General features: G+C 54.1%; 23 protein-coding genes and 1 riboswitch. Of the genes, 18 read left to right on the top strand and 5 right to left on the bottom strand.

Annotated features, from left to right (window positions below; all coding sequences use genetic code 11):
* Positions 1-2 precede the first annotated feature (2 nt).
* Positions 3-1,184 carry an O-succinylhomoserine sulfhydrylase gene (locus BLR00_RS12885; RefSeq protein WP_074633286.1) on the top strand — a complete coding sequence of 394 codons (1,182 nt, stop codon included), beginning with the start codon at positions 3-5 and terminating at the stop codon, positions 1,182-1,184.
* 30 nt (positions 1,185-1,214) lie between these two features.
* Here BLR00_RS12885 and gspF read toward each other — a convergent pair whose 3' ends face one another.
* The 4 genes from gspF to BLR00_RS12865 form a co-directional block, all read right to left on the bottom strand.
* Positions 1,215-2,420 (bottom strand): type II secretion system inner membrane protein GspF, encoded by a 1,206-nt coding sequence (gene gspF / locus BLR00_RS12880; RefSeq protein ID WP_074633283.1) that lies wholly within the window; start codon positions 2,418-2,420, stop codon positions 1,215-1,217.
* A gap of 130 nt (positions 2,421-2,550) precedes the next feature.
* Positions 2,551-4,023, bottom strand: coding sequence for a type II secretion system ATPase GspE (gene gspE, locus BLR00_RS12875; protein WP_074633281.1), 1,473 nt, complete (start codon positions 4,021-4,023; stop codon positions 2,551-2,553).
* 13 nt (positions 4,024-4,036) lie between these two features.
* A complete protein-coding gene (gspD, locus tag BLR00_RS12870) occupies positions 4,037-6,406 on the bottom strand; it encodes a type II secretion system secretin GspD (protein ID WP_256324149.1) in 2,370 nt (789 codons plus the stop codon).
* Between the two features lie 20 nt (positions 6,407-6,426).
* Positions 6,427-6,930, bottom strand: a complete 504-nt coding sequence (locus BLR00_RS12865) for a type II secretion system protein N (RefSeq protein ID WP_074633278.1) — start codon at positions 6,928-6,930, stop codon at positions 6,427-6,429.
* Between the two features lie 1,076 nt (positions 6,931-8,006).
* Here BLR00_RS12865 and gspG point away from each other — a divergent pair.
* From gspG to cls, 17 genes are all read left to right on the top strand, one after another.
* Positions 8,007-8,441 (top strand): type II secretion system major pseudopilin GspG, encoded by a 435-nt coding sequence (gene gspG, locus BLR00_RS12860; RefSeq protein WP_074633275.1) that lies wholly within the window; start codon positions 8,007-8,009, stop codon positions 8,439-8,441.
* Positions 8,442-8,573: 132 nt separating this feature from the next.
* Positions 8,574-9,095, top strand: coding sequence for a GspH/FimT family pseudopilin (locus tag BLR00_RS12855; protein WP_074633272.1), 522 nt, complete (start codon positions 8,574-8,576; stop codon positions 9,093-9,095).
* On the top strand, positions 9,082-9,468 hold the full coding sequence (gene gspI / locus BLR00_RS12850) for a type II secretion system minor pseudopilin GspI (RefSeq protein WP_074633269.1): 387 nt from the start codon (positions 9,082-9,084) through the stop codon (positions 9,466-9,468). The genes BLR00_RS12855 and gspI overlap by 14 nt, the downstream gene beginning before the upstream one ends.
* A 117-nt stretch (positions 9,469-9,585) precedes the next feature.
* Positions 9,586-10,206: a type II secretion system minor pseudopilin GspJ gene (gene gspJ, locus BLR00_RS12845; protein WP_074633266.1), complete on the top strand. Its 621-nt coding sequence runs from the start codon at positions 9,586-9,588 to the stop codon at positions 10,204-10,206.
* A 4-nt stretch (positions 10,207-10,210) separates the two neighbouring features.
* Positions 10,211-11,125: a type II secretion system minor pseudopilin GspK gene (gspK, locus tag BLR00_RS12840; RefSeq protein ID WP_074633264.1), complete on the top strand. Its 915-nt coding sequence runs from the start codon at positions 10,211-10,213 to the stop codon at positions 11,123-11,125.
* Complete coding sequence (gspL, locus tag BLR00_RS12835) at positions 11,092-12,384, top strand: type II secretion system protein GspL (RefSeq protein ID WP_074633262.1); 1,293 nt, start codon at positions 11,092-11,094, stop codon at positions 12,382-12,384. The genes gspK and gspL overlap by 34 nt, the downstream gene beginning before the upstream one ends.
* On the top strand, positions 12,381-12,872 hold the full coding sequence (locus tag BLR00_RS12830) for a type II secretion system protein M (protein ID WP_074633259.1): 492 nt from the start codon (positions 12,381-12,383) through the stop codon (positions 12,870-12,872). The genes gspL and BLR00_RS12830 overlap by 4 nt, the downstream gene beginning before the upstream one ends.
* Positions 12,873-13,632: 760 nt before the next feature.
* Positions 13,633-15,525 carry a S8 family serine peptidase gene (locus BLR00_RS12825; protein ID WP_074633256.1) on the top strand — a complete coding sequence of 631 codons (1,893 nt, stop codon included), beginning with the start codon at positions 13,633-13,635 and terminating at the stop codon, positions 15,523-15,525.
* A gap of 651 nt (positions 15,526-16,176) precedes the next feature.
* The gene (locus BLR00_RS16065) at positions 16,177-16,971 is read left to right on the top strand and encodes an XDD4 family exosortase-dependent surface protein (protein WP_256324148.1); all 795 of its coding nucleotides are present in this window, start codon (positions 16,177-16,179) and stop codon (positions 16,969-16,971) included.
* 539 nt (positions 16,972-17,510) lie between these two features.
* Positions 17,511-18,305 (top strand): XDD4 family exosortase-dependent surface protein, encoded by a 795-nt coding sequence (locus BLR00_RS12815; RefSeq protein ID WP_074633254.1) that lies wholly within the window; start codon positions 17,511-17,513, stop codon positions 18,303-18,305.
* Positions 18,306-18,611: 306 nt separating this feature from the next.
* A riboswitch (cyclic di-GMP riboswitch) is annotated at positions 18,612-18,698 on the top strand.
* Positions 18,699-18,843: 145 nt separating this feature from the next.
* Positions 18,844-20,733, top strand: a complete 1,890-nt coding sequence (locus BLR00_RS12810) for a S8 family serine peptidase (RefSeq protein WP_074633251.1) — start codon at positions 18,844-18,846, stop codon at positions 20,731-20,733.
* Between the two features lie 281 nt (positions 20,734-21,014).
* Complete coding sequence (locus BLR00_RS12805; protein ID WP_074633248.1) at positions 21,015-21,788, top strand: Kazal-type serine protease inhibitor family protein; 774 nt, start codon at positions 21,015-21,017, stop codon at positions 21,786-21,788.
* Positions 21,789-22,086: 298 nt separating this feature from the next.
* Positions 22,087-22,287 (top strand): hypothetical protein, encoded by a 201-nt coding sequence (locus BLR00_RS12800; RefSeq protein ID WP_146159994.1) that lies wholly within the window; start codon positions 22,087-22,089, stop codon positions 22,285-22,287.
* Positions 22,288-22,361: 74 nt separating this feature from the next.
* Positions 22,362-22,811, top strand: coding sequence for a CBS domain-containing protein (locus BLR00_RS12795; RefSeq protein WP_074633242.1), 450 nt, complete (start codon positions 22,362-22,364; stop codon positions 22,809-22,811).
* Positions 22,812-22,974: 163 nt separating this feature from the next.
* On the top strand, positions 22,975-23,487 hold the full coding sequence (locus tag BLR00_RS12790; protein ID WP_074633240.1) for an Hsp20/alpha crystallin family protein: 513 nt from the start codon (positions 22,975-22,977) through the stop codon (positions 23,485-23,487).
* A gap of 138 nt (positions 23,488-23,625) precedes the next feature.
* Complete coding sequence (locus BLR00_RS12785) at positions 23,626-24,099, top strand: YbhB/YbcL family Raf kinase inhibitor-like protein (RefSeq protein WP_074634312.1); 474 nt, start codon at positions 23,626-23,628, stop codon at positions 24,097-24,099.
* A gap of 475 nt (positions 24,100-24,574) precedes the next feature.
* Entirely contained in the window at positions 24,575-25,939 is a 1,365-nt protein-coding gene (gene cls / locus BLR00_RS12780; RefSeq protein ID WP_081346769.1) for a cardiolipin synthase, read from the top strand.
* Positions 25,940-25,957: 18 nt separating this feature from the next.
* Here the strand turns inward: cls and BLR00_RS12775 are convergent, their stop codons facing one another.
* Entirely contained in the window at positions 25,958-26,980 is a 1,023-nt protein-coding gene (locus BLR00_RS12775) for a class I fructose-bisphosphate aldolase (protein ID WP_074633234.1), read from the bottom strand.
* Positions 26,981-26,983: the final 3 nt, after the last annotated feature.

Below are 26,983 nucleotides of genomic sequence, written 5' to 3'. Positions count from 1 at the left end.
GCATGTCTGATGATTTTGAACTGGAAACATTGGCACTGCATACGGGTATTCACCGCAGCCAATTCAATGAACACTCTGAAGCTTTATACCTGACTTCAAGCTTTGTATTTGACAGCGCCGCCCAAGCCGCGGCGCGCTTCTCCGGCGTGGAACCGGGAAATATATACTCGCGCTTTACCAATCCCACGGTGACGGCTTTCGAAGAGCGGCTTGCGGCCCTGGAAGGGGCGGAAGCCTGCGTAGCGACTTCTTCAGGCATGTCGGCAATACTTGCCTGCGTCATGGGGCTGCTTTCCGCCGGGGATCACGTGATTGCATCGCGCAGCTTGTTCGGGGCCACGGTGAACCTGTTCAATAATATCCTCAAGCGCTTCAATATCGAGACAACTTTTGTTTCCGCCACCGATATTGCAGCCTGGGAGGCGGCGATAAAACCCAATACAAAATTATTGTTCATAGAAACACCCTCAAATCCGCTCACGGAAATTTCGGATATCGCCGCGCTTGCGGCGGTGGCAAAAAAAGCCGGCGCATGGCTTGCAGTCGACAATTGCTTTTGTTCACCGGCACTGCAACGGCCACTGGATCTGGGTGCAGATCTGGTGATTCATTCCGCCACCAAGTACCTTGAAGGTCAGGGCAGGGTGCTGGGGGGGGCGGTACTGGGAAGGCGGGATCTGGTGATGGAACAAGGGGTATTCGGCTTCTTGCGTACCGCCGGACCGACCCTGAGCCCATTTAACGCCTGGGTAATTCTGAAAGGAATGGAAACCCTGAAGGTTCGCATGGAGACTCATTGCGCAAATGCCCTGCAAATTGCCCGCTGGCTGGAAGCGCAGCCCGGCGTGGCAAGAGTTCATTACCCTGGCCTGCCGTCGCATCCGCAGCATGCGCTTGCCAAACGTCAGCAGAAAGCCGGCGGTGGTATTGTTTCATTTGAATTGAAGAATGGAAAAGAGGCGGCGTGGCGGGTGGTGGACTCTGTCCGGCTGATTTCGATCACCGCCAACCTGGGCGATACCAAGAGTACGCTTACACATCCAGCTACGACCACCCACGCGCGTATCAGTCAGGAAAACCGGGATGCGGCGGGCATCACCGACGGTCTCCTGAGAATCGCAGTGGGGCTCGAAGCGGTCAAGGATATCAAGGCCGATCTGGCAAAGGGATTAAACGCATCATAGTGTCCACGGGGCAACCAGCTCAGAAATTCCTTAGTGCACCAACTGGTTAATCTCGATAATGGGGAGCAGTATGGCGAGAACGATGAGCAGTACAATTCCGCCCATTACCAGGATCATGACTGGCTCAAGCAGCGTCAGAAATACTGCCAGGCGCCGTTCGAGCGCCCGGGTTTCAAGCTGTGCGGCACGTTCGAGCATTTGCGCCAGTTTGCCGCTCATTTCTCCACTTGCCACCAGATGGACAAGCAAGGGTGGAAATACGCGTGTTTCACGCAACGCCCGGGCGAGGCCCGCCCCTTCGCGTACCCGCGCGATGGTGTCTTCGATTGCCTTGCGCATTACTACGTTACTCATTACGCGCGCACCGGAACTGAGCGCGGTAAGAAGCGGCACGCCGCCCCCGACCAGAATCGAGAGAGTGCTGGCGAAACGGGAGGTGTTTTCACCGCGAATGAGCGATCCCAGCCAGGGCATTCGCAGCAGCAGGGCGTGCCACCGGTACTTTGCCCTGTCGTGACGCAGCATCATGCGGGCGGCGATCAGACCGCCAGTGGTAGCCGTGAGAAGATAGGGCCATGCCATGCCGAGAAAATCGCTCAATCCAATCAGCGCACGTGTTAGAAAAGGCAGGCTCTGGCGTGAATGCTGGAATACCTGTACCACTTGCGGTACGACATAAACCAGTAGACCGGTAACAATCAGAATTGCTACCACTGTAACCAGAATCGGATAGAGAAGGGCAAGGCTGGTTTTTTGCTTCATGGCCTGCCGTGCATCGAGATAATCTGCCAGATGCTGCAAGATTAGAGGCAATGCGCCGGATTCCTCACCCCCATGCACCAGTGCGCGGTAGAAATCGGGGAAGCTCTTGCCGTAGCTGCCCAGAGCACCGGCGAGGGAGAGTCCCCCGGTTACCTCGGTTTTAATGCCGCCCAGCAATTCTCGTGTCGCGGGTTCGGTGGACTCCTCGATCAGCGCCGTTAGCGACTGCTCCACAGTCAAGCCAGCCGACAGCAACGTCGCCAGCTGTCTTGTCAAGAGACTCAGTTCAGCCGAAGAAATGCCCCGCGTCCAGAGTAGCTGCGCCTGCTCCCGGGCCCGCACCTGATCGACCACCGAAGGCAACAAACCCTGGGCACGCAATTGCGCACGCGCCTGACGCGGCGTATCGGCCTGCACCACGCCGGATACCGTACGGCCCGCTGCGTCTAGCGCTTCATAGCGGTATGCTTCCATTAACCTAAATCCGGTAGTTGACCGCTCATTTAATAGATTAGTAGTATGATTAATAACAATATTCTGTATTGTTCAACTCTCGTTTTCCGGGTGAGGCCATCCAACTACCGGATTTAGGATTAAGGAGGCCCTATTCGCGCGTCACGCGCACGACTTCTTCCAGACTGGTTACACCTTGTGCAACCAGGCGCATGCCATCATCCCGTAGTGACCGCATGCCGCGGGAAACCACATACTCTCGCAGGTCTTGCTCGGACGCTCGGTCATGAATGCGGCGGCGCAGGTCGTTGTCAACCGTCAGCAACTCATAAATACCGGTACGACCCCGATAGCCGGAGTGATTGCAGGCAGCGCATCCTTGTGCTTTATAAAAAATGTTGGTTGCCGAATCGAATCCGAGGGATTGCAGCTGCGCCGCATCGCCGGCGAAGGGTTCGCGGCATTCCAGGCAAACCCGGCGTACCAGACGCTGGGCGCCCACTCCGATCAGGCTGGACGCGAGCAGAAAGGGTTCTACACCCATATCCACGAGCCGGGTGACCGCGCTCACCGCATCGTTGGTGTGCAGGGTAGCGAATACCAGATGACCGGTAAGGCTGGCCTGCACCGCGATCTGCGCGGTTTCAAGATCCCGGATTTCTCCGATCATGATGACATCGGGGTCCTGGCGCAAAATGGTGCGTAAAGCCCGCGCAAAACTCATTTCAATGCGGGTATTTATCTGCGTTTGGCTGATGCCATCAAGATCATACTCGATGGGATCCTCAACAGTCATGATATTGAGTGTGGCCGAATCAAGCCGTGAGAGCGCGGCATAAAGCGTGGTTGTCTTGCCTGAGCCGGTGGGGCCGGTCACCAGGATAATACCGTGGGGCTCCCGGATAAGCCTGTCCATATGCGCCAGTGTGGCATCATCCATGCCGAGCCGCGACAGGTCAAGCCGTCCGGCTTGCTTATCAAGCAAACGCAGCACTACGCGTTCGCCATGGACGGTGGGAATCGTGGATACGCGTACGTCAATCGGTCTGCCGGCCATTCGTAACGTAATCCGCCCGTCTTGCGGCAGGCGCTTCTCCGCAATATCAAGGTGCGCCATGATCTTGATGCGTGAGACGAGGGCAGCGTGCAGTGCGCGCGCCGGTTCGATCAGATCCCGGAGCGTACCGTCGATGCGTAATCGCACCACCGAACGGGTTTCATAGGGCTCAATGTGAATATCCGAGGCGGTATTGCGTAGCGCCTGCGTAAACAGCGCATTAATGAGACGGATAACCGGTGCATCATCCTGGCTTTCGAGCAGATCTTCGACTTTTGGCAACTCCTGCAATAACCTTGAGAGGTCTATATCCTGCACCAGATCACCGGTAAGCGCGGCGGTACCCGCTGCTGCACCGTTATAGAGGGTGGAAACAAGCTCATCAAACTCGACGGTACCAATACGACGCGCATGCAAAGGGATGCCAAGAACACGGCGCAATTCCGCCAATGCGCTGATTTGTGCGCCGCTGCGGACAGCTACTTCCGCCAGACCATTGTCGATGGAAGTCACGACGACGCCGCTGGTCTTGACAAACGCATAGGGGACCCTATCCGAGAAAGTCATGGGGGTGAAGTATTCATCGTTTTACACTGGGTCCGGTGCCGTCAGGGATGTCGATCTCATCAGGGATCGCGGAAGCTTTCGGTGGATGCGGCGGCAGGCTCGGTGATTCCAGGTCTGCGGGGGCTTGCGGTGGACGCGGCGGCAGGCTGGGTGATTCCAGATCCGGAAGGATAGGATGATATTTTGGTTTGGCCTTGTTCTGGTCGCTCAGAACCCGGTCATATTGTGTATTGGTGGGCAGCTCGGCATTCTCGCTATCGCGAATCAGTGTCGGACGCAGGAATACCATCAGATTGGTTTTATTGCGCGAGCGCTTGTTGTAGCTGAATAGATGGCCGACCCATGGAATTTCTCCAACCAGCGGAAGTCTTTCAACCGCGTCGTTAACGGTTTCCTGTATCAAACCGCCGAGCACGATAATCTGACCATCGTCGACCAGCACTGTCGACTCGATAGAGCGTTTGTTCGTAATCAGTCCATTGGTTGCATTGATCGTGCCGGGAACGACGCTGGATACCTCCTGAAAAATCTGCACGCGAACAGTACCGCCTTCGGAGATGAGCGGCTTGATTCTCAGTGATAACCCGACGTCCTGGCGAGTGACGGTCTGAAACGGTGATGTTGCAGCGCCGCCCACGGGTGGAATAAACTGACCAGTAAGAATCGGTACGTTTTGACCGATGACAATCCTGGCTTCTTCGTTATTCAGCGTGAGCAATGTCGGGGTGGAGAGAATGTTGGCGTTGACATCCGTTTCCAGCGCGCGGATAAGCGCATGCAGGTTGATTACGGGCCCGATGCCGGGGATGGCGGTAACAAGACCTTTCATAATCCCGATGGTCAGCCCAGGCCCCGCGGAAAGTGGATTCTGAGCTATATTGAGAATATTTCCGCCACCGGTGACTCCCGTATTAAAACTGGTGCCGCCAACCACCTGCGTGCCGCTCTGGCTGCTGTCGATTATGTTCTGCCACTGAATCCCGAATTCCGCAGCCCGGTCGGCGGTAATCTCGGCAATCAGCGCCTCGATATATACTTGCACACGGCGCACATCGAGCTTTTCTATCACCGCACGCAAATTGTTATAAATCGCGTCGGGCGCGGTAATAATGATCGAGTTGGTGGCCGCATCCGCCTGAATGATGCTTTGCATCATGGAAGAGCCGGTGGTTTGTGTTTGCATCGGAGCTGGCGTCATCGTCGAAACGGCGGAAACTGTTCCCCCGGAAAAACCGGAAGAGGGATTAGTGGTGCCGGTGGAACCGCCAAGAGAAGACGTTCCAAAAGCCGTGCCGGTTGTTTGGCCCGTACCCCCGGATGGTGAGGCTGATGGCGATGGCGTGGTGTGGTGATAGATCGCCCGCAAGGTTTCGGCAAGTTTCACCGCGTCGGCATTTTTCAGAAAAACGACATGTATATTGCCGCCCGCGCTGGTGGGTTGATCCAGTATTGCCACCAATTGACGCAGCCGGTTAAGTGCCGCCGGATCTCCCGAACGTGCCAGCAGCGTGTTCGACCGTGCATCTGCGACAACCATAAAGCGTTGGATTTGCCCCCCTCCAGACTCTGCCGAGATTTGCGTTTGCGCTGCTTCCGCAAACAGGCGATTAACCGTTTGCGCGACATCAATGGCCGAAGCATGCTGAAGCGATATGGAAATCGGATCGGTCCCGCTAGGCTGATCGACCGCGTGGATGATTTTTTCCAGGCGCTGAAGGTTGCTTGCGTAATCGGTGATAATCAGCGTATTGCTGTTCTGGTTGGCGGTAATGCTGTTGTTGGGGGCGATCAGCGGGCGCAGTACGGGAACCATTTGTATCGCCGATTCGTGCTCCAGCGTGAATACCTGTGTCTGGATCCGGTCGCCGGCGGCAGGGCGCTTATCGTTCGGACCTAGAGTGGGGGTCTGGTAAAGCTTGGCATCGCTCTCGGGAACAATTTTGATGACGCCATAATCCTCAATCGCCGCATAACCATGCAGCCGCAATGCGGACAGGAATACATCGTATACCAGCGATCTGGGCATCGGCTTTGCTGAAACAATATTGATGGTGCCCTTGACGCGCGGATCAAGCATGAAGTTCTTCCGGGTTATCTCGCTCACCGCTTTCACCACGCCTTCAATCTCGGCGTTGACGAAGTTGAGCGTAACGACATCCGGGTCTGGGGGAGCCGCAAACTTGTTAGTGCGTAAGGCATTCGTTTCCGGAATAGCGGCCATCGGGTTCTCTATCCGATTGGGTCCTGTTCCCTGTGGCGATTCAGGGGTTACTGTGCCGGCAGACCAGGCCTGACCGATTGAAACCGATATGACCGTCCATAAAAACGCTGCGCTTAACCCGCGATACTTCATGTTTTTACCCTTTGCAGGTGCGTCGATCATGCCGTGTATCATTCGTTGATTTATGGAGTGAGGGATTCCGCAGGGGAATGGATTTCTGATGACATAGGGGAATCCGTGGGTGAACTTTTTCCCGGCCATGCGAGGGTTTCGAGCAATCCATTGCGTTCCAGGATAATGTGATTCGGATGAACCTCCGTGAGCCGGACGCCGGGGATGATGTCCTCGCCTTCCAACACCGCGAGAATCTCTTTTGAATCAAGCTGCATGATCGCATATCCACGCCTACCGGCAGAGGCAGCGACAACGCCAAGCAGTTTTACCGAGATCCCGGATGGGGCGGCAACATTCTGTTCGCGCTGCGCAACACCGAACAGGTCATTGGCAACCGCTATGTTGCCTCCCGTTTCGGAAGATATCGGAGTTACCGGGACGGGGCGCGCTGCGAACCACGCCCAGATCCAGTATGCAAAAACCAAACCAAGTATTGCCAATGCGGCAAGCGTCACCAAAGACACAATAGCTGTCTGTGCGAAGCCTGATCGATCGATGGGAGCTGCCCGCATCCTAATATTGCTCCGGATTGCTATTGGAACACCGAAAGTGTTTGTATTCGGTGAGTCATCCAATTTTCTAGCGGATAAATCTGAATTGATGATTTATAAGACTTGTACGTAAAGCCGAATGGCTTTGGCTGAGAGTCTGGTTGGGAAATGACTTTCATATTTCCCCACGACAAGGAAATTATAAACCATCGCGGAGAATGCAAAACATTGAATAAGGCCCCTTTAAGAGGGCCAATTCCCGGCGCTGAATCAGCGGGGGTAATTGTACCTTGTTCACGCCTTTCCGGTTTGACGAAATGAACCTGAATCCGGCGGCTGACCGGCCATTTGCCGGCGAGTGAACATTACAGTCATCATGCCGGCGGAAGCCGGTATCCAGTGTCGTTCAAAGCGCGCCCTTGTTGACGTGGACTGGATTCCGGGTCAAGCCCCGGCACAACGAAATGAGTAGTATTTTCTCGCCGGAGCAATAGACTATAAAAATGATGCCTCGTACCGCTACCGACTTGCTACTGAGCAGGGTTTTGTTGAGCCGCCGTTAACTGGCTTTTCCAGGAGGCGGGCAAGTTGCGCACAAAAAACGCGGATGCCGCGTTGCGAAGCTTGGCCATAGGTTACTATGGACTTGCCTCCGCGTTTTTTGTGTAGCAACGCGGATGCGAAATAAGTGTTAACAGACCCTAGACGAATCAGGATGCGAAGGATACAAAGAAAGATCGGTTGTGTATTACTTGGGAATCTTTGAATAAGTCCTCCATGGACGCCTGCTTGGGGTTACTCCAGATTCCTTAGCCGATGCATGCCGGGACCAGACTAAAGCTCTTTAAGACCTGTCTTAAGGAAACTCGGAACAGTCTTCGCAACTGTAGAATATGAGCATTATCGATGCCGGACCATTGCCATGAAACAACCGAATTTAACAGATCGCAAAAATTGTAAGGCATTCATCATGGCAGCCAGGAATCGACAAAAAGGGGTTTCCTGGTCCCGTTTTATGGTGGTATTCCGCTCCCTGCACACGAAAAAATAATGCAGAATGTTGTTTTTTCCGTTCAATTGGTAAAGGTAATCTGTCGATGCAGACCGTGATTAAGAAGCAACGTGGTTTTACGTTGCTCGAAGTGATGGTGGTAGTGGTTATTCTCGGAATTCTCGCCGTCATGGTGGTGCCAAAAATCATCAGCCGGCCTGATGAAGCGCGCATAATCGCTGCGAAACAGGACGTTGCCAGCCTGATGCAGATGCTCAAGCTTTACCGTCTCGACAATCAACGCTACCCCAAGACCGAGCAGGGGTTGCAGGCGCTGGTGACAAAACCGGCTGTTCCGCCGATACCACCCAACTGGAAGGCGGGAGGTTATGTGGAGCGGCTTCCCAAAGATCCGTGGGGTAGTCCCTACCAGTATCTGAACCCCGGTGTACATGGAGAGATTGATGTTTTCAGTTTTGGTGCGGACGGCGTTGCGGGTGGAGAAGGCAATGACGCTGATATCGGTTCCTGGAATCTTTAGGGAATCACTGGATAAGTCAACGAGTTTGTCCGCTGGGGGGAGGGCGGTTTTGCGCCACGGGATTCCCCAAAAGCGAGGGAGGCAAGGGGGATTCATTCAAAGATTCCCGGATTTCCAGGGTGGGCGAAAATCGTGATCACCACGATCACAGCAAAGGGAGGCCGGGGTTTCACGCTTATCGAGGTGCTTGTCGCGCTGGTGATCATGGGTCTTTTTGCCGGTCTGGTCACCGTCATCGTACGGCCGGATGAACGCGCGCTGCTTCGCGTCGAGGCGGAGCGGCTGGCACAGCTTCTTGATCTCGCCGGAATCGAGGCACGCATCTCGGGCAAACCCATTGCATGGACCGCTGATGGTCCGGGTTATCGGTTCTGGCGGTATCGCGAGAATGCCGGATGGCTGGAAATTCGCGGCGATGGGTTGTTGCGTGCGCGAACACTGCCACAAGGTATGACGATTGCCAGCCTGCTAATCGAGACCATGCGCGTGCGCGACGCCATGCGGCTGGAATTCAGTCCCCAGGGTTCAACCATGGCTTACGTCATCAAACTGGCGCTTGGCGCGGAGTATTGTACTGTTGCCGGTTCTCCGGTCGGAGAGGTGCGTGTGTTGCCGGAACCAGACAAAGCAAATAGCAAAAATGCGCCGCAATAACGAGACCGGGTTCACGCTGATCGAAGTGCTGGCCGCATTGGCGATTATCGCGGTCGCGCTCATGGCGGCGCTGCGTGCCACGGGACAGGGTACCAGCAATGTCGGCGAATTGCGTTCTCGCCTGTTCGCCAGTTGGGTCGCGGAGAATCTGCTGGCGGAGCAGCGCGCGCGAGGGGATTGGCTGCCGTCGGGCACATACCAGGGTACGGCACGTCAGGGAAATACTCATTTCATCTGGCGTGAGGAAGTCAGTGAGACGTCCAACCCGGCCTTTCGCAGGGTCAATATTTTCGTATTCGCGGTCCCCCAGGAATCCTACCTGCTTGCGCAGCTTACGGGGTTTCTGGCGCAGCCGCCGGGGATAGTTCAATGAAGCTAAATCCGGCAGTTGATCGCTCATTCGTTAATCAAACGCCATGACCCACAAAGATTATTTTCGAAACCGGATCTTCACCGTCCTGGTCCACCCTGTCCAACTGCCGGATTTAGAATGAAATCCGTTTCCGGTTCGATGTCCCATGGATTTACATTGATCGAACTGCTGACCGCCTTGATTATCCTCTCTCTGCTGGCGCTGATGTCCTATCGAGGACTGGGTGCGGTACTTGATGCGCGGGAATACGTCCAGCAGGAGACCGGGAAGTGGCGGCGTGTCACATCTTTTTTCATGCGCTTTGAGCGTGATATGCAACTTGCGGCACCACGTCCGGTACGGGGTGCATCCGGAGCCGCACCAGCGTGGAATGGAAGGCTTCTGGCAACGCCTGAAGGCGTATTATCCCCGCATCTGGAATTCAGCCGCTTTGCCTCGACCGACGGCATGGATACTGCGCGGCGGATCGGCTACATGCTTAACGAAAAACAGGAAATCGAGCTTTGGCTATGGCCCGGTCTCGATGCCGCGCCCGGCGTGCAACCGGAACGCTATCCCGTATTAGCCGGAGTCGCCACACTCGAATTACAATATCTCAATGCCGATCGACTATGGATGAATATCTGGCCAGACATGATGGCGGGTTCGCCGATTGCCGCAATTTCTTCGATTCCCCAGGCCGTGCGTGTGCGTATCGTGCTTGCCTCGGGCGAGGAAATCGAGCGTATTTTCCACTGATGCCATGAAAGCGGCGCAACGTGGTGTCGCGGTCGTGCTGGCCATGAGTGTTGTTGCGCTTGCCACCATGGCGGCAACCGCGATTATCATCCCGCAGAGTATCTGGATGCGGCAGAATCAGCTCACGAACGAGCACGTTCAGGCACAGGTCATGGTGCAAGCCGGCGTGGATTGGGTGCGCGCCGTACTGAGCGATGATCGCCGCTTAAGCAATGTCGACCATCTGGGGGAAGCATGGGCTCTGCGAATGCCTGTGATGCCCATCGAAAAAGGCGAGCTTGCCGGCCATATTGATGATCAGCAGGGCATGTTCAATCTCAATAACCTGATGCAGGATGGGAAAATCAGCGCCACACATCTCGTCCGCTTCAAGCGCCTGCTGGCGCTTTTGAGTCTGCCGGCGGCGCTCGCCGATGCGCTTGTCGACTGGATGGATGCCGATAGCGCGCCACAGCCGCAAGGGGGCGCGGAAGATGAATACTATCTTGGGTTGACTCCGCCTTACCTTGCTTCCAACCGGCCGCTAACCGATATGACTGAGCTTGCGCTGGTCCGTGGTTTTGACAGTGCGGTACGCGCGCGCTTGCGCCCGTTTGTGACGGCACTGCCGCGCTTTACCCCTATCAACGTGAATACCGCGCCGCCGGAGGTTCTGGCCGCTGTGATAGAAGGCCTGGGGATCAACGGTGCGCGCACGCTGGTCGAGCAGCGCCAGCGTGCCTATTTTCGCGATGATGCCGATTTTCTTAACCGGCTCCCTGAGGGTGCCGTGGCGGAGGATAGCGACGTCAGCATAAGCAGCGATTATTTCATGGCGACGCTGCGCGTAACGAGAGGCGAGGCGCAGGCGCAAGGCATGGTATTGCTTGCCCGTGTGGATGCTGGATGGCCCATCATCATCTGGCGCAAGTACCTATGAACCTGCTGAGAATTTATTGCCGGCTTCCGGATGAATCGCTGAGATGTGAATGGGTCTGCGTGGATGAGGATCGCGCGCCCATTACAGGGGGAGGGCAGCTTGAGGGACAGCTTGCCGATCTGCTGCAATGCGCCAGGCATGGGCGCGCCGGGCGCGTGCAGTTGATCATACCCGCCGCCCAGGTTTTGCTCACGCGTGCCCGTTTACCCCCTGCGGCCAAGCGCCGCGCAAGCGCCATACTGGCTTTTGCGGTTGAAGAGGAAACCCTGCGCGAGCCGGATGCCAACCAGGTAAGCTGGATCGGTTTCACGGGAGATGACGACGTACTTGCGGTTGTCGACCGGAAACAGCTGCAATACTGGCTCGATGCGCTTGACGCGGCGGGTATGCGGGTTGATGGGATGTACTGTGAAACACTGTTGTTGCCGTGGATAGCGGGTGAATGGAGTCTTGCCTGGGATGGCCGCGAAGGATTTGTGCGCACTGGCGAGTTTGAAGGTGCGGCGACTGATTGCGGCAGCCAGGCGTCGCCTCCGCTATCTTTACAGCTCATGCTGGAAGAGGCGGAGAAGCGCGGGGCCAGACCGGTATCCATCGCACTTTACGTAATGGCGCCAGCGGACGAATCGGCTGAAGAACGCATGTTAACGCCGGATATCGATGCCTGGCAGCGTGAACTCGGCGTTACCATCCGCCTCGGGGGAGACTGGGACTGGCGGAAGGGGCTGACGGATGCCAGCGTCAACCTGTTGCGGGAGCGCAAGCGTGGGCGCATTTTTCCGGGATTGACGGCGCGCCTGCGGCCGGCGGCCTGGATCGTGGGGAGTGCGCTGGCGCTCCATGCCATTGCGCTTGCCGCCGACTGGACATTGCTTGCCAGCGAGCAGCGGGCATTGCGCCAGCAAATGGAGTCGCGGTTTCGTGCTACCTTTCCCGACGCGGTCGCGGTAGTGGACCCGGCCTTGCAAATGCGCCGTAAACTCGCCGAGGCCCGTCATGCCGCCGGCGTACCCGATAGTGGCGATTTCCTGCCGATGATCGAAATGGCGGCGGTGAGTTTGAAGGAATCGGCTCCAGGCAGCTTGCGCGCCATTACCTATGAGGATGCGCGGATGACGCTGGAACTTGCCGCCATCGACGAAGCGGCAATACGCCATATTGTTGCACGCTTGCGGGAAAACGGCCTGAGCGTGGATGTTCCCCCGGTTCCCGCTGAAGCGGGGACCGGAGTCGTTGTCATCAATCTAAGGGCATCATGAGAGCACGGATTCTTAAACTCTGGGAATCGCGTGCGCCGCGTGAGCGTATATCCATTGCTTTGCTGGCCATTTTTCTGAGTGTAACCCTGTATCTATGGTTGGTAGTGGAGGCGGACCGGGCGCGTACCCAGCTGCGTGCGAGTGTTCCGGTGCTTCGGGCACAGTCAGTCCGCCTCGAACAACAGGCGTCCGAGCATGAAAGCCTGCGCGCCGCCCCACCCTTGGCAGCATCACCCGATGATTTGCGCACACTGATGCAAACCCGGATTAATGCCGCGGGGTTATCCCATGCACTGGTCAGCCTCGACGCGACGGACGCGAATCAGGTTCAGGTAGGGTTCAGCGCCGTGCCGTTCGCGGACTGGCTTAACTGGGTGGCGGCAATGCAATCGCAGCAGGTCCGTTTCGATGGCGGACGGATCGAAGCTCTGCCCGAATCGGGCATGGTGAGTGTGACGGGGACATTCATTCGCATCACTTCGCATTAAACCATTCATCCCCGGAACAAACATTAATAACATCACTCCGGCGAAGGCGGTATTTCACTGACCTGTCATGGCATATCTGTTTGTCGTGATTTGACGACATGGCATATTCAATTTTTTCAATCAGTTATATTAACTCATCAATATTATGTTGCTGGAAGGCTACATAATTTTTTCTATTCTCTCCTGGAGTTTGTGTTAACTTATTGTTTCGTATGAATTATATATTCTGGCATGATAAATGCTTCAATCGCATTGCCCGATCATTTGCTAAAGTGCAAAGGAGCGATCACAGATAAGAAATACAGAAACCGTAACAAAACAAAAGTAAAAAAGAAGGATTCAAAAGATGACGATACAAGATAGTTTCCTGGGAGTGCACGGCATTCAAGCTGTTCTTTGACTAATCCGGATTTTGTGATCCGGATCGGTATCAAGACATCATAAAAGTCCATTCAGGGCCATTCTGTCCAGTTTCCTTCCTTCTTTGACCCATAGCTAAAGGGTGCGCGTAGGGCCATGGCTGACCGAGGAAGCGATCCCCTGGGTCAGATCCTGTTTATCCGTCTTCGAGCAAGGCTCCATTTGCATCCACCGGCTTATGGATCAGGGGGCGAGTGGATTCAACCGGCTTTCACATCGTCATTACAGACGGCAAAGAAATGCGGCGGGAAGAAATGGGCTTCATGCCGGTTGTGCTTCCATAGGTATTCCCATGTGGAATTTTTCAAAATCAGAAATAATGAGAAGAGGAAATCAAAGCATGAATATTAACAAACGTGCATTACCTGCTGCCGGGGTAGAGGGTCCGGCTGCGGGGGCCGCAACACTAACTCTTTCAGGCTTTTTTGGCTCACGGCGTCTCATCCTTGCGCGGCACGGTGTCGCGGCATTCGTATTGACCAGTTGCATGACAGCCCCGGTGGTTTCCAACGCCGCACCTCCGGAAGACAAGGGGTCGCGATCGGCTGGTTCCGAAACATGGGCAAAAGGACGGATTCTGGTGATGCCGCGCGCCGGGCTGCCGGAAAAGGAACTGGCAAAGATACTCGGCGCCCACGGCGGCAAGGCCAGGAAGATCGGGCAGAGCGACTTGTACATCGTGGACTTGCCGGGTAATGCCTCGGAAAAGGCGGTCGCTGCAAGGCTGGCTCGCCACCCGCATCTCAAGTTGGCGGAACCCGATTATCGTGATTCGCCCGAACTGGTGCCGAATGATCCTTACTATGGCAGCGCGTGGCATCTGCCAAAAATCGGTGCGCCCGCGGCCTGGGATAGTTCTCAGGGCGCGGGTGTGACCATTGCCATACTGGATTCAGGTGTCGATAGCGCCCATCCCGATCTTGCCACCCGGCTGGTGCCGGGGTGGAATTTCTACGACAATAATTCCAATACCTCGGACGTTTTTGGCCATGGCACCAAAGTCGCAGGCGCGGCCGCCGCGGCCGGCAATAATGGCATAGGAGTGACCTCGGTGGCGGGTCAATCGAAGATCATGCCGATTCGTGTTACCGACGTCAGCGGCGGCGGTTATACCAGTATGATCGCCAATGGCTTGATCTATGCAGCCGACCGCGGCATACGCGTTGCCAGCATCAGCTTTGCAAATCAGCCCAGCCGGCCGGCAGTAGTCAGTGCTGCGCAATACATGAAGGACAAGGGGGGGCTGGTGATAGTGGCCGCCGGCAACAACGGTATCAATGAGAATTTCACTCCCACCACGGCGATGATTCCGGTATCGGCCACCGATGGCAATGACGTGAGAGCCAGCTGGTCGAGCTATGGGACTTTTGTGGCCATGGCTGCACCTGGCACGGGGATCTGGACGACGAGCAAGGGAGGGGGTTACGGGGCGGTTTCCGGCACTTCAGTATCGAGTCCGGTCACTGCCGGCGTGGTTGCGCTCATGATGGCGGCCAAGCCAGCGCTGCCCAATACCCAGGTCGAGAGTCTGCTGTACTCCACGGCGGTTGACCTGGGTGCCGCCGGCCGCGATGCCTATTATGGCTATGGACGAGTGAATGCCGCACGGGCGATAAAGGCCGCCGTGGGTGCTACCCAAACAGCAGATACCCAGGTTCCGGCGGTTTCCATTTCCGCCCCCCTGGGCGGTGCCACGGTGACGGGACTGGTCGGCGTGAATGTGACCGCGACCGACAATGTGGGCGTGACCCGTGTCGAGCTGCGGGTCAACAGCGCCACGGTCGCGATCGATACCTCGGCGCCGTTTGGCTTCACCTGGAATTCGGCCGGCACCCCCAACGGCATGTCCAATCTGGTTGCCTATGCATTCGACGCGGCCGGCAACTCCAAGGCTTCGGCCGCCGTAGCGGTGAATGTGGCCAATGGAACCGTGACAGTTCCCAAAGATACGACAGCGCCGGTGGTAAAAATCATCAATCCGGTGGCGGGTAATATCTCCAGTAACGTCGCTATCAGCTTAAACGCAACCGACAATAGCGGTGCCGCAGGCATTACGCAAACCGTCTATATCGATGGGGTGCTGAAGGCAACCGGAAGCGGGAGCACGCTGGGTTACAACTGGAATACCCGCACCAATAGTGTCACAGCTGGAACGCATACCATCCGGGCGGTGGCGAAGGATAAAGCGGGCAATGCCTCGTCTGCTTCCGTCAATGTAATGGTAATCAAGTAGCAACACGAGCGGATTCGCGCTATAAAACCGGCCCAGGCATCACATGGGCCGGTTTTTGTTGGGTCTGCCCGAGCTGCCCCTGGCGCTTGAAAATGGATAAGGGGTTCCATATTTGCGATCCTGCTTTTGTCGGAATTGTTTACATTCCGATACCGAATCCATCTTATATGACAAAGGCTGTTCAACCGGGGAATCAATACCCTAACGTACAATTATTGCGAGTTCAGGCACCCGGGCATACAAAGCGTTACAGGGAGTCGCGAATGACTGGTTGCCAGCCCGCGAGCAGTAAGTCCTTACGCTAATATCCTTTGAATCGACAAGGTGTTTCTCAGTCCGAAGCCAAGACCTCCGAAGTCAGTAAAATGCAATCCAACTATTCTCCGGTGTTAACAGGCCCTAGTGACGCTGACAACATCGCTAGTAAAACCTAACAGTTTTACAAAGTAATTCAACTTAGGCTTAAAGAAGCGATGCAGGCTTTTTTGAGGATTTCTTTTGTCGAGTATTCTTACAGAAATATGGACTATCAATATAGGAAGAGCTTAAATTTAATTAAAATTAATGATATTATAAAATATGGCACGTAAATTGCTTCATATGCGATTAGGGTCAAACATATTTGTAGTTTACTACCAGGAGTCATAAAAAATGAAATACTCAAAATTATCTGTAGCGTTTGCGGGGATGCTTGTAGCATCGGCTGCATCATTGGACGCTATGGCGATTCCTATTACCTTTACGGGTTCGGGGACAGGCCCAGGCGGCGTTCCTGTCACCGCATCAGCTATTTTCAATATTGTCGGCAATAATTTAACGGTCACCTTGCAAAATACTTCACCCTCGAACAGCGGGCAAGATGTGCCGGGCAGTACTCTTACCGGTCTATTTTGGAATTTCACGGGAAATCCCCTTCTGACGCCGGTTTCGGCGACGGTAGGCGCTGGGTCGTCTATTCTGGGTGCCTGCGATTTGGTCAATTGCACTGGTCTCACGAACGTTAGCGGCGAATTTGGATACCAGGCGGCCTCGTTTACCGGCGGTGCTGATAGAGGAATTTCAAGCTCAGGCTATCTGACCAGCGGCTTATCGGGCAATATCGGCAATTTCAATAATGGCCTTGCCGGCACTGATCTGGATAAGCCTGCATCACTTGATGGGATAAATTTCGGGATTATTTCAGCCGCATCGGGTTTTAATCCAAACGGTGGGTTGTCCAAGGATCCTCTCATCCAAGATACGGTTGTTTTTGTCCTGACTGGCGTAAATGGCTTGTCAATAACTGACATTTCGAACGTCAGCTTTCAGTATGGAACGAGTCTGACGGAACTCAATGTTCCCGGCGATCCCCGCGATCCCCCTGTCCTTATTCCTGAGCCAGCGACACTCGCGCTTCTTGGCTTGGGTCTATTGGGACTCGGTGTAGCCCGCAGGCAGAAAAGATAGTTAACTTTCCCAGTTTCAGCATACAGACCCGCTTCGGCGGGTTTGTTGTTTTCTGACTATCAAGGAGCGATCCTCCTGCAGCGTACTTTCTCTTGCAATAGCAATTATATATTGCTCCTCAGGCAATATCGCTTCTTGTGCTTGCACATTTGATAATCCTCAGTTAATTCGGTTAGTAGCAATATGAGACCTTACTTGCTGATAACTTTCTTCCCGTTTTTTTTGTTGACAACGAATCTATCGCGCTGTCAGAGCAAATGCGCGCATTTGCTAAAGAAATTAATAATGAATTAAATAAGCATATCAAAGCGATTTTTTAACAGCTTACAAAGTAGCTCAATTTAAGCGTAAAGAAGCGACGCAGGCTTTTTTGAAGATCTTTTTCTGTCGAGTATTTTTACCAACGTGTGGATTATCAGTATAGGGAGAGCTTAATCTTAATTGAAATTAATGAGTTATATAACATGGCACGTAAATTGCTTTATATGTAATTAGGGTCAAAAACATATTTGTAGCTTACTACCAGGAGTCATAAAAAAATGAAATACTCAAAATTATCCGTAGCGTTTGCGGGGGTGCTTGTAGCATCGGCTGCATCATTGGACGCTATGGCAGTTCCTATTACCTTTACGGGTTCGGGGACAGGTCCAGGCGGCGTTCCTGTCGCCGCATCAGCTATTTTCGATATTGTCGGCAACAATTTAACGATCACTTTGCAAAATACTTCACCCTCGAACAGCGGGCAAGATGTGCCGGGCAGTACTCTTACCGGTCTATTTTGGGATTTCACGGGGAATCCCCTTCTGACGCCGGTTTCGGCGACGGTAGGCGCTGGGTCGTCTATTCTGGGTGCCTGCGATTTAGCCAATTGCACCGGTCTCACGAACGTTAGCGGCGAATTTGGCTACCAGGCGACTTCGTTTACCGGCGGTGCTGACAGGGGAATTTCAAGCTCGGGCTATCTGACCAGCGGCATATCGGGCAATATCGGCAATTTCAATAATGGCCTTGCCGGCGCCGATCTGGACAAGCCAGCATCACTCAATGGAATAAATTTCGGGATTATTTCGGCCGCATCGGGTTTTAATCCAAACGGTGGGTTGTCCAAGGATCCTCTCATCCAAGATACGGTTGTTTTTGTCCTGACTGGCGTAAATGGCTTATCAATAACTGACATTTCGAACGTCAGCTTTCAGTATGGAACAAGTCTGACGGAACTCAATGTTCCCGGCGATCCTCGCGACCCCCCCGTCCTTATTGCTGAGCCAGCGACACTCACACTTCTTGGCTTGGGTCTATTGGGACTCGGTGCAGCCCGCAGGCAGAAAAAATAGTTAACTTTCCCAGCTTCAACATACAGACCCGCTTCGGCGGGTTTGTTGTTTGCTGACTATCAAGAGCGATCCTCCTGCAGCGTACGTTGGCTTGCAATGGCAATTATGCATTGCCCCTCAGGCAATATCGCTTCTTGTGCTTGCGCATTTGATAATCCTCAGTTAATTCAATTAGCAGCAATGTGAGACACCTTGCTTGCTGATAATTTTCTTTCCGTTTTTTTGTACCCATTGTTTACTCCCAAGTTGTACTTCAGTCTAATAGGCAACGTGCGTGGTTCATGTAAGATAACGCCAGAATTCTTGATCTGTAAAGGGCAAACCTCGCGAAAGCGGGGGGCGCAAAGTCGACGGTCTACCGGGCATACGCCCCAGGACGGCAGGACTGCCAGATAACGCCATTTTCTTAGTCAAGTTGTGAATTGACGGGAATCAAGTAATACGTTCGGATTCGGATTTTCATAGCCAATTACTGAGCGTTTTTCTCTCCAGGCCTATCCAGGCGGTTCCGCCTCCCTATCACGAGGAGGAACTACGGGTGAATATTAACAAACGTGCATTACCTGCTGCCGGGGTAGAGGGTCCGGCTGCGGGGGCCGCAACACTAACTCTTTCAGGCTTTTTTGGCTCACGGCGTCTCATCCTTGCGCGGCACGGTGTCGCGGCATTCGTATTGACCAGTTGCATGACAGCCCCGGTGGTTTCCAACGCCGCACCTCCGGAAGACAAGGGGTCGCGATCGGCTGGTTCCGAAACATGGGCAAAAGGACGGATTCTGGTGATGCCGCGCGCCGGGCTGCCGGAAAAGGAACTGGCAAAGATACTCGGCGCCCACGGCGGCAAGGCCAGGAAGATCGGGCAGAGCGACTTGTACATCGTGGACTTGCCGGGTAATGCCTCGGAAAAGGCGGTCGCTGCAAGGCTGGCTCGCCACCCGCATCTCAAGTTGGCGGAACCCGATTATCGTGATTCGCCCGAACTGGTGCCGAATGATCCTTACTATGGCAGCGCGTGGCATCTGCCAAAAATCGGTGCGCCCGCGGCCTGGGATAGTTCTCAGGGCGCGGGTGTGACCATTGCCATACTGGATTCAGGTGTCGATAGCGCCCATCCCGATCTTGCCACCCGGCTGGTGCCGGGGTGGAATTTCTACGACAATAATTCCAATACCTCGGACGTTTTTGGCCATGGCACCAAAGTCGCAGGCGCGGCCGCCGCGGCCGGCAATAATGGCATAGGAGTGACCTCGGTGGCGGGTCAATCGAAGATCATGCCGATTCGTGTTACCGACGTCAGCGGCGGCGGTTATACCAGTATGATCGCCAATGGCTTGATCTATGCAGCCGACCGCGGCATACGCGTTGCCAGCATCAGCTTTGCAAATCAGCCCAGCCGGCCGGCAGTAGTCAGTGCTGCGCAATACATGAAGGACAAGGGGGGGCTGGTGATAGTGGCCGCCGGCAACAACGGTATCAATGAGAATTTCACTCCCACCACGGCGATGATTCCGGTATCGGCCACCGATGGCAATGACGTGAGAGCCAGCTGGTCGAGCTATGGGACTTTTGTGGCCATGGCTGCACCTGGCACGGGGATCTGGACGACGAGCAAGGGAGGGGGTTACGGGGCGGTTTCCGGCACTTCAGTATCGAGTCCGGTCACTGCCGGCGTGGTTGCGCTCATGATGGCGGCCAAGCCAGCGCTGCCCAATACCCAGGTCGAGAGTCTGCTGTACTCCACGGCGGTTGACCTGGGTGCCGCCGGCCGCGATGCCTATTATGGCTATGGACGAGTGAATGCCGCACGGGCTGTGCAGGCTGCCGCGGCCACCGCCGAGGCTCCGGATACCCAGGCCCCGGTGGTTTCCATTTCCGCCCCCCTGGGTGGCGCCACGGTGACGGGGCTGGTCGGCGTGAATGTGGCAGCGACCGACAATGTGGGTGTGACCCGCGTCGAGCTGCGGGTCAACAGCACCACGGTCGCCATCGATACCTCGGCGCCGTTTGGTTTCACCTGGGATTCGGCCGGCACTCCCAACGGCATGTCCAATCTGGTTGCCTATGCGTTCGACGCGGCCGGCAACTCCAAGGCTTCGGCCGCCGTAGCGGTGAATGTAGCCAATGGAACCGTAACAGTTCCCAAAGATACGACAGCGCCGGTGGTAAAAATCATCAATCCGGTGGCGGGTAATGTCTCCGGTACCAATGTGCCGGTCAGTATAAACGCCACAGACGATAGCGGCGCTGCAGGCATTACGCAAACCGTCTATATCGATGGGGTGCTGAAGGCAACCGGAAGCGGGGGCACGCTGGGTTACAACTGGAATATCCGTAAAGTCGCGGCCGGGGCGCATACTATCGAGGTGGTAACGAAGGATGCAGCAGGCAATACCACGCCCACTTCTGTGAATGTAATGGTAATCCAGTAGCAACCACGAGCAGATTCGCGCCATAAAACCGGGCCAGGCATCACGCATGGACCGGTTTTTGGTCGTTCGTCAATGTGTTTTTTCCGCCGGGATGATGCAGCCAGTCACTGGACTTGTTTCACCAGCCACAAATCCGTCTTTACTTTTGCATTTTCTTTACTACAAAAAGGATGTGATGCTTTTGTTGTGAGTGGATATTGCCTGGGTATCAACGGGCATCTCATGGGTATGCCGTTAGCCTTCGCAGATTTGCCAACGATTTACAGATAGGAGGAGAGAAAATGAAAAGGTTAATTTACGTTTGTCTGGTGGGTACAGCGCTTTCCAGCATCACACCGGCCATTGCTCAGACCCCTGTGGATCCCGCGGAACATGCCGTTAATATTACTTTAACCAATGATGGGCGCGGTCTCGATAACGCCGCCTTGCGATCAGTGCGTAAGCTTGTAGGGCAGGCAATTACCGCTAATACTGTGGATACATTCGCTGTTTATAGCCCCAGAGCGGGTGGACCCATTCCGATCGAAGGGGGTTTACTCGCATGTGCGGAGGCGGGTTTCAACACAACGTCAAAGAAGTTTAACGCTTTTGTAAGACAGTTGCGTTCCATTCATCCCAAAGCAGGCACATTTCTTAATGTGGAGTTAACTTCGCAATGCAAGCCGATCGAGTCGAGCCCCGGCGGGCCACTGACTTGTGGCGGAATCGCCGGAGAAACCTGTCCTGACGCGCAACAGTACTGCGATTTTGGTACCGGCCGATGCAAGATGCCGGATGCGCAAGGCACATGCAAGACCAGGCCTACGATTTGCACCCGGGAGTTCAGACCGGTATGTGGTTGCGACGGCAAGACGTACGGGAACGCATGTACTGCGGCAGCTGCGGGCGTATCCGTTGAGCACGAGGGCGAGTGCAAGAAAACCGAACCGCAAGCCTGCGGTGGAATTGCAGGAATTCAATGTGCCAATGGCAGAGTTTGCGTGGATGATCCCTCCGACGATTGCGATCCCAAACAGGGGGGAGCGGACTGCCCAGGAATCTGCAAGAGCAAGTAAATCGTGCTGTATGCCTACCAGGGCCTGTTAGCAGGCCCTAGTTCCAAATGATCTATCGCCCAATGTTCGAAAGCGTACAGAGATTGTCACAAGGAACTGTTAATAATTAAAAGTCTTATCGTTGGATCAGGTTGCGCGGTTAAATGGTGACATTCTCCGCATAGTTCTTTAATTCATTTTTAGAGGTCATATTTTGTCAAGCAAACCATTGAGCAATCCCGATGCGGGAAGTATGAAGAGAAAAAGAAATGAAAGCAAATTTGTTGAACCCTCAAAAAAATCGATACCCGCTGAGTCAATGACGGCGAAAACTCGTCGATCCGGCGAACATAAAGTAGGGGAGCGAAGAAATGGTTATCAGATGATCTCGACCGCCTCTTATTATCGAACTGAACGCCGTGGCGCTCATGCGCAAGACTGGCTGGCGGCGAAAACGGAAGTGGAAGGCTCGCCCGGGATGGATGGCACACCCTATAACGTGGGAGACTCTGACCGCTAATCCTCGCTTGATCGGCGCAGGCATCATGCGTCATGCCACCCGGCACGAAATATTTAACTATATTGGAGGGCATCATGCCTGTCGGTGAAATCTGTAACCGCGATGTTGTTATCCTGAAACGTGAGGATACCATTCAGGAAGCGGCCAAGCTCATGCGGCAGCATCATATCGGTGATGTTCTGGTTGTCGAAGAGCGTGGTGGCGTTCAGGTTCCAGTCGGGATCGTTACCGACCGTGATCTGGTGGTAGAAATCATGGCTCCGGATCTCGACCAGAAAGTGATTACCGTAGGCGATATCATGGTGCGAGAACTGGCGACTGTGAATGAAAGCATCGGGGTATTCGAAGCGATTCAATATATGCGCAGCAAGGCTGTAAGGCGATTGCCGATCGTGGATGAAAACGGTGGGTTGGTGGGTATTCTTACGCTCGATGATTTGTTGGAACTGCTGTCGGAAGAGCTGCTCGCAATTGCCAAGCTGGTCAAATACCAGCGGCAAAAGGAAACGAGGCGTCGTCAATAAGCAGGTCATGAGGACGTGTTATGAAACCCGGAAATATTTTTCTTCCATGCTTATCCATTTAATTTGAATCCACCCCGTAGCGAACCCATCAAGAAATGGCCACCAAGTGGCGTAAAAAATATTTGTGAATGATGAGTCAAACTGACAATAAGCGGAGTAAGCCATGCTGGATTCTTTGAAACAGGCAGGAAAAAATATCGGTCGTGACTTGAGCCGTACTTGGGAGAATATTTCAGAAGGGTGGCGCGAACTCCTCAACCATAGCAGTGAAGCGCTGACTCAATTTACCCGGCATAAAAGTGAGGAACACGACGAGCACGACGCTGGTGATATGCGTCCAACTTTTCCGCGCTGGAGCTTACTGGCGGGCGAAATAGAGGAAACGGACAAGGAGATTGTGGTACGGGTGGAGCTACCCGGTATGGAGAAAGAGGACTGCCACATCACCATTGACGGCGGCATGCTTTATCTGCGCGGCGAGAAGCGTTTCGAGCGTACTACCCAGGATAGCACCTACCATGTTATGGAGCGTGCCTATGGGGCATTCCAGCGCGCTATTCCGTTGCCGCGCAATGTGGATACGAACGACGCGCAAGCAAGCTATAAGAATGGTGTCCTGACCGTCAGTTTGCCGAAATTGGGTGGCGAGAAGGGAAGAACCATTCCCATATCGTAACGAATGGAAGCGGGCGCTTATTTCATCCGGCGGTCGCGCGTTGGCATTGTTGCCGTCTCGCTCGGAATCGCCCTCGTCTGTATTGTGGCGGGAGCGGCTGAAACAGGATTGCCCATCAGCAAGAAGGAGAAAACCATCATGACCATGACCATTACTTCATCATCTTTTCCTCACTTGGGAGCCATTCCCACCCGCCATACTTGCGAGGGCCATGATACTTCCCCCGAACTTTTCTGGACAGAAATACCCGAGGGGACGAAGAGTCTGGTTTTAATCATGGATGATCCGGACGCGCCCGATCCGGCCGCACCTAAAAGAACCTGGGTGCATTGGGTGCTCTACAACATCCCGGTCAATACCAGCGGTTTACCCGAGGCCATTGCGGCAAGGGATCTTCCAACTGGAACCCTGGAAGGACTTAATGACTGGCAGCGCACCGGCTACGGTGGACCATGTCCGCCGATAGGCAGCCATCGCTATTTTCATAAGCTCTATGCGTTGGATACTGTATTGCCGGATTTGAATCAGCCTACCAAGGCAAAGCTGGAACAAACGATGCAAGGGCACGTCATCGCCCATTCCGAGCTGATCGGGTTATATCAGAAGCATTAACCACTCATTCGGTACCTCAAAGTATCTCCAAAAGTGGCGGTAGCATCGCGGGTACGATCGCGAGTCCGGTTGTTATCCCGGCCATGACAGTAACATGCCTCATAGAGGACTCATGAAGCTCCCGGATGTGATGCATAGCAGTTTCCCATCTTCCCCACGCTCGACTAAATACTTCGGGTAATTACCCGTCCTTCCGGCGATCCGTGGGGGACATCCATAGTCCGTTCCCCGTCAGCCCATTTTGCTTTTTGCGGCATGCCCCCAAGTATGTCGAGAAACTTCACACTTTACGAGGTTCATGTCGGTAACTAGCTGACTGATCTGTTTTGGAACGATTCTTGCTCTTTCTACTCTGAATCTTCAGATTTAATTCCATAAATGAAACATGGATATTAATTCCCAAACAGGGGAGTGTGAATTGGTGAAGCGTCCTACAATATAACCGGCAATATCAAAACTCGAGGAAATGGAATTCATGATGATTCAGAAGTGTGCGGGGGTACTGTGCCTGGTATTGATGGCAGGCTGTGGTTCCCTACCACTGCCAGATAGAATGGCGCATACAACCCATGCGGTACGTGTAAACGGCGCGCAGGGTTCGCTTTCTGCCCAGAAAAGTGAAGCGGTCGTGGCAGGGCTGAAGAACGGTAGCCCGAAAACAAACATCTTTGACAGGCACCTTGCACAAGTCGAGGAACTGATGGGCCCCCCGTTGGTGACGGGCAACAAGGTAACGCTGCTGCTTGATGGCCCTGCTACCTACAAATCGATGTTTTCCGCGATACAGGGAGCGAAGAATCATATCAACATGGAAACCTACAGTATCGAGGATGATGAGATTGGTCACCGCTTCGCGGCTGCACTGATTGAAAGGCAAAGGAAGGGCGTACAGGTGAATTTTATATACGACAGCGTCGGATCGGGTGATACACCTAAAGAATTCTTCAAATCAATGATGGACAGTGGCATCAACGTACTGGAATTCAATCCCATTAATCCATTGACGCTACGCAAGAAATGGGAGGTGGGCCGCGATCATCGCAAGCTGCTGGTGGTTGACGGCCAGGTTGCCTTTGTCGGCGGCGTCAATATTAGCAGCGTGTATTCCAGCGGATCCTTCACCCGATCCAAACCGCGCACACCGGATACCCCACCATGGCGCGATACTCATCTACGTATTGAAGGGCCAGTTGTCAGCGATTTTCAGAAATTATTTCTCGCGACCTGGGAAAAGCAAAAAGGTGAACCACCGGTGTCGCAATCATTTTTTCCGAAGATGGGCAGTAGAGGCAATGAAGTGGTGCGTGCCATCGGCAGTTCGCCTGATGCGTCTTACAGCGCCATGTATGTCACGCTGCTATCAGCGATTAACAGCGCCGAGACCCATGCATATATTACAACAGCATATTTTGTACCTGACCCGCAATTGCTTGCTGCATTGAAGGCCGCAGCCCAACGTAATGTCGACGTGCGCTTGATGCTACCCGATAAAACGGATTCGAATCTGGTTTATTATGCTTCGCATTCCTACTACGATGAACTGCTGAGCGCCGGCGTGAAGATCTATGAGCGGGAAGATGCGGTACTACATGCGAAGACCGCGCTTATAGACGGTGTTTGGTCTACCATAGGCTCAACAAATCTTGATTGGCTCAGTTTTCAGCATAATCAGGAAATCAACGCGGTGATTCTCGGGCAGGATTTTGGTGAGCAAATGAAAGCGATGTTCGAGAAAGATATCCAGTCTTCCAGACTCGTCAGGCTTGAAAAGTGGCGCCAACGCTCCATAGGCGTGCGTCTCAAAGAACTTGGTGCGCGCCTGTGGGCCCGATGGATTTGATATCGGGCAAGTGATGAGTTATTTGTCCGTTTCCATTGTCCGGTTATATTTTCCTTCACGGGCCAAACCGTTTAATTGGCAACGCTTGAAGAACACTTTTTGTGCCATTGCCACATTGCTTTCTTTTCCATGCCAGACGTTAAGAACCGGTGCCTGAAGCGCCCGCCCATAGGAGAAGCTGAGTTGCCAGGGATACGATCCCATCGCATTCATGGCGTTCAGATGGTCGGTAGCATCTTCTGCACTCTGGCCGCCGGACAGGAACACGATCCCGGGAACCGCCGATGGAACGTAGCGCCGTAGACAACGAGTCGTAGCATCGGCAACCTGTTGCACGTTGGACTCGTGCGTACACTTCATCCCTGCGATCACCATATTTGGCTTGAGCAGAATACCCTCGAATATCACGCGGTGAGCGTCGAGCTCAGCGAACAAAATCTCGAGCATATGCGACGTGACCACTTCACAGCGATCCATATCATGGGGGCCGTCCATGAGTACTTCCGGCTCCACGATGGGTACTATGCCGGCTTCCTGGCAGAGAGCAGCATAGCGAGCCAATGCGTGGGCATTTGCATGCAGGGCGTATGCCGAGGGGATATCATGTTGGTCAATTTGAATAACCCCGCGCCATTTCGCAAACTTCGCACCCAATTGCTTATACTCCGCAAGCCGCTCACGCAAGCCGTCCAGGCCCTCGGTGATCTGATCGCCGGAATACATCGCCAGCGCTTTCGCGCCTTTATCCACCTTGATGCCGGGGATAATCCCCCGCCTTGACAGCAGTTCGGCGAAAGGAGTGCCATCGCGGGAACTCTGACGCAGGGTTTCGTCAAAGAGGATAACGCCACCGAGATAACGCTCGATACCCTCGGCGGTGAAGAGCAATTCACGGTATCGCCGGCGGTTTTCCTCGGTCGACTCAAGCTTGATCGAGTCAAAACGTTTCTTGATGGTGGGATTGCTTTCATCCGCTGCAAGAATACCTTTTTGTTGCGCGACGATGGCACCGGCTACTGACTTGAGTTCATCAACGTTCATTGA

It is taken from the genome of Nitrosospira multiformis, from assembly GCF_900103165.1.
Lineage (GTDB): Bacteria > Pseudomonadota > Gammaproteobacteria > Burkholderiales > Nitrosomonadaceae > Nitrosospira > Nitrosospira multiformis_D.
This window is presented reverse-complemented; position numbering and strand designations above follow the sequence as displayed.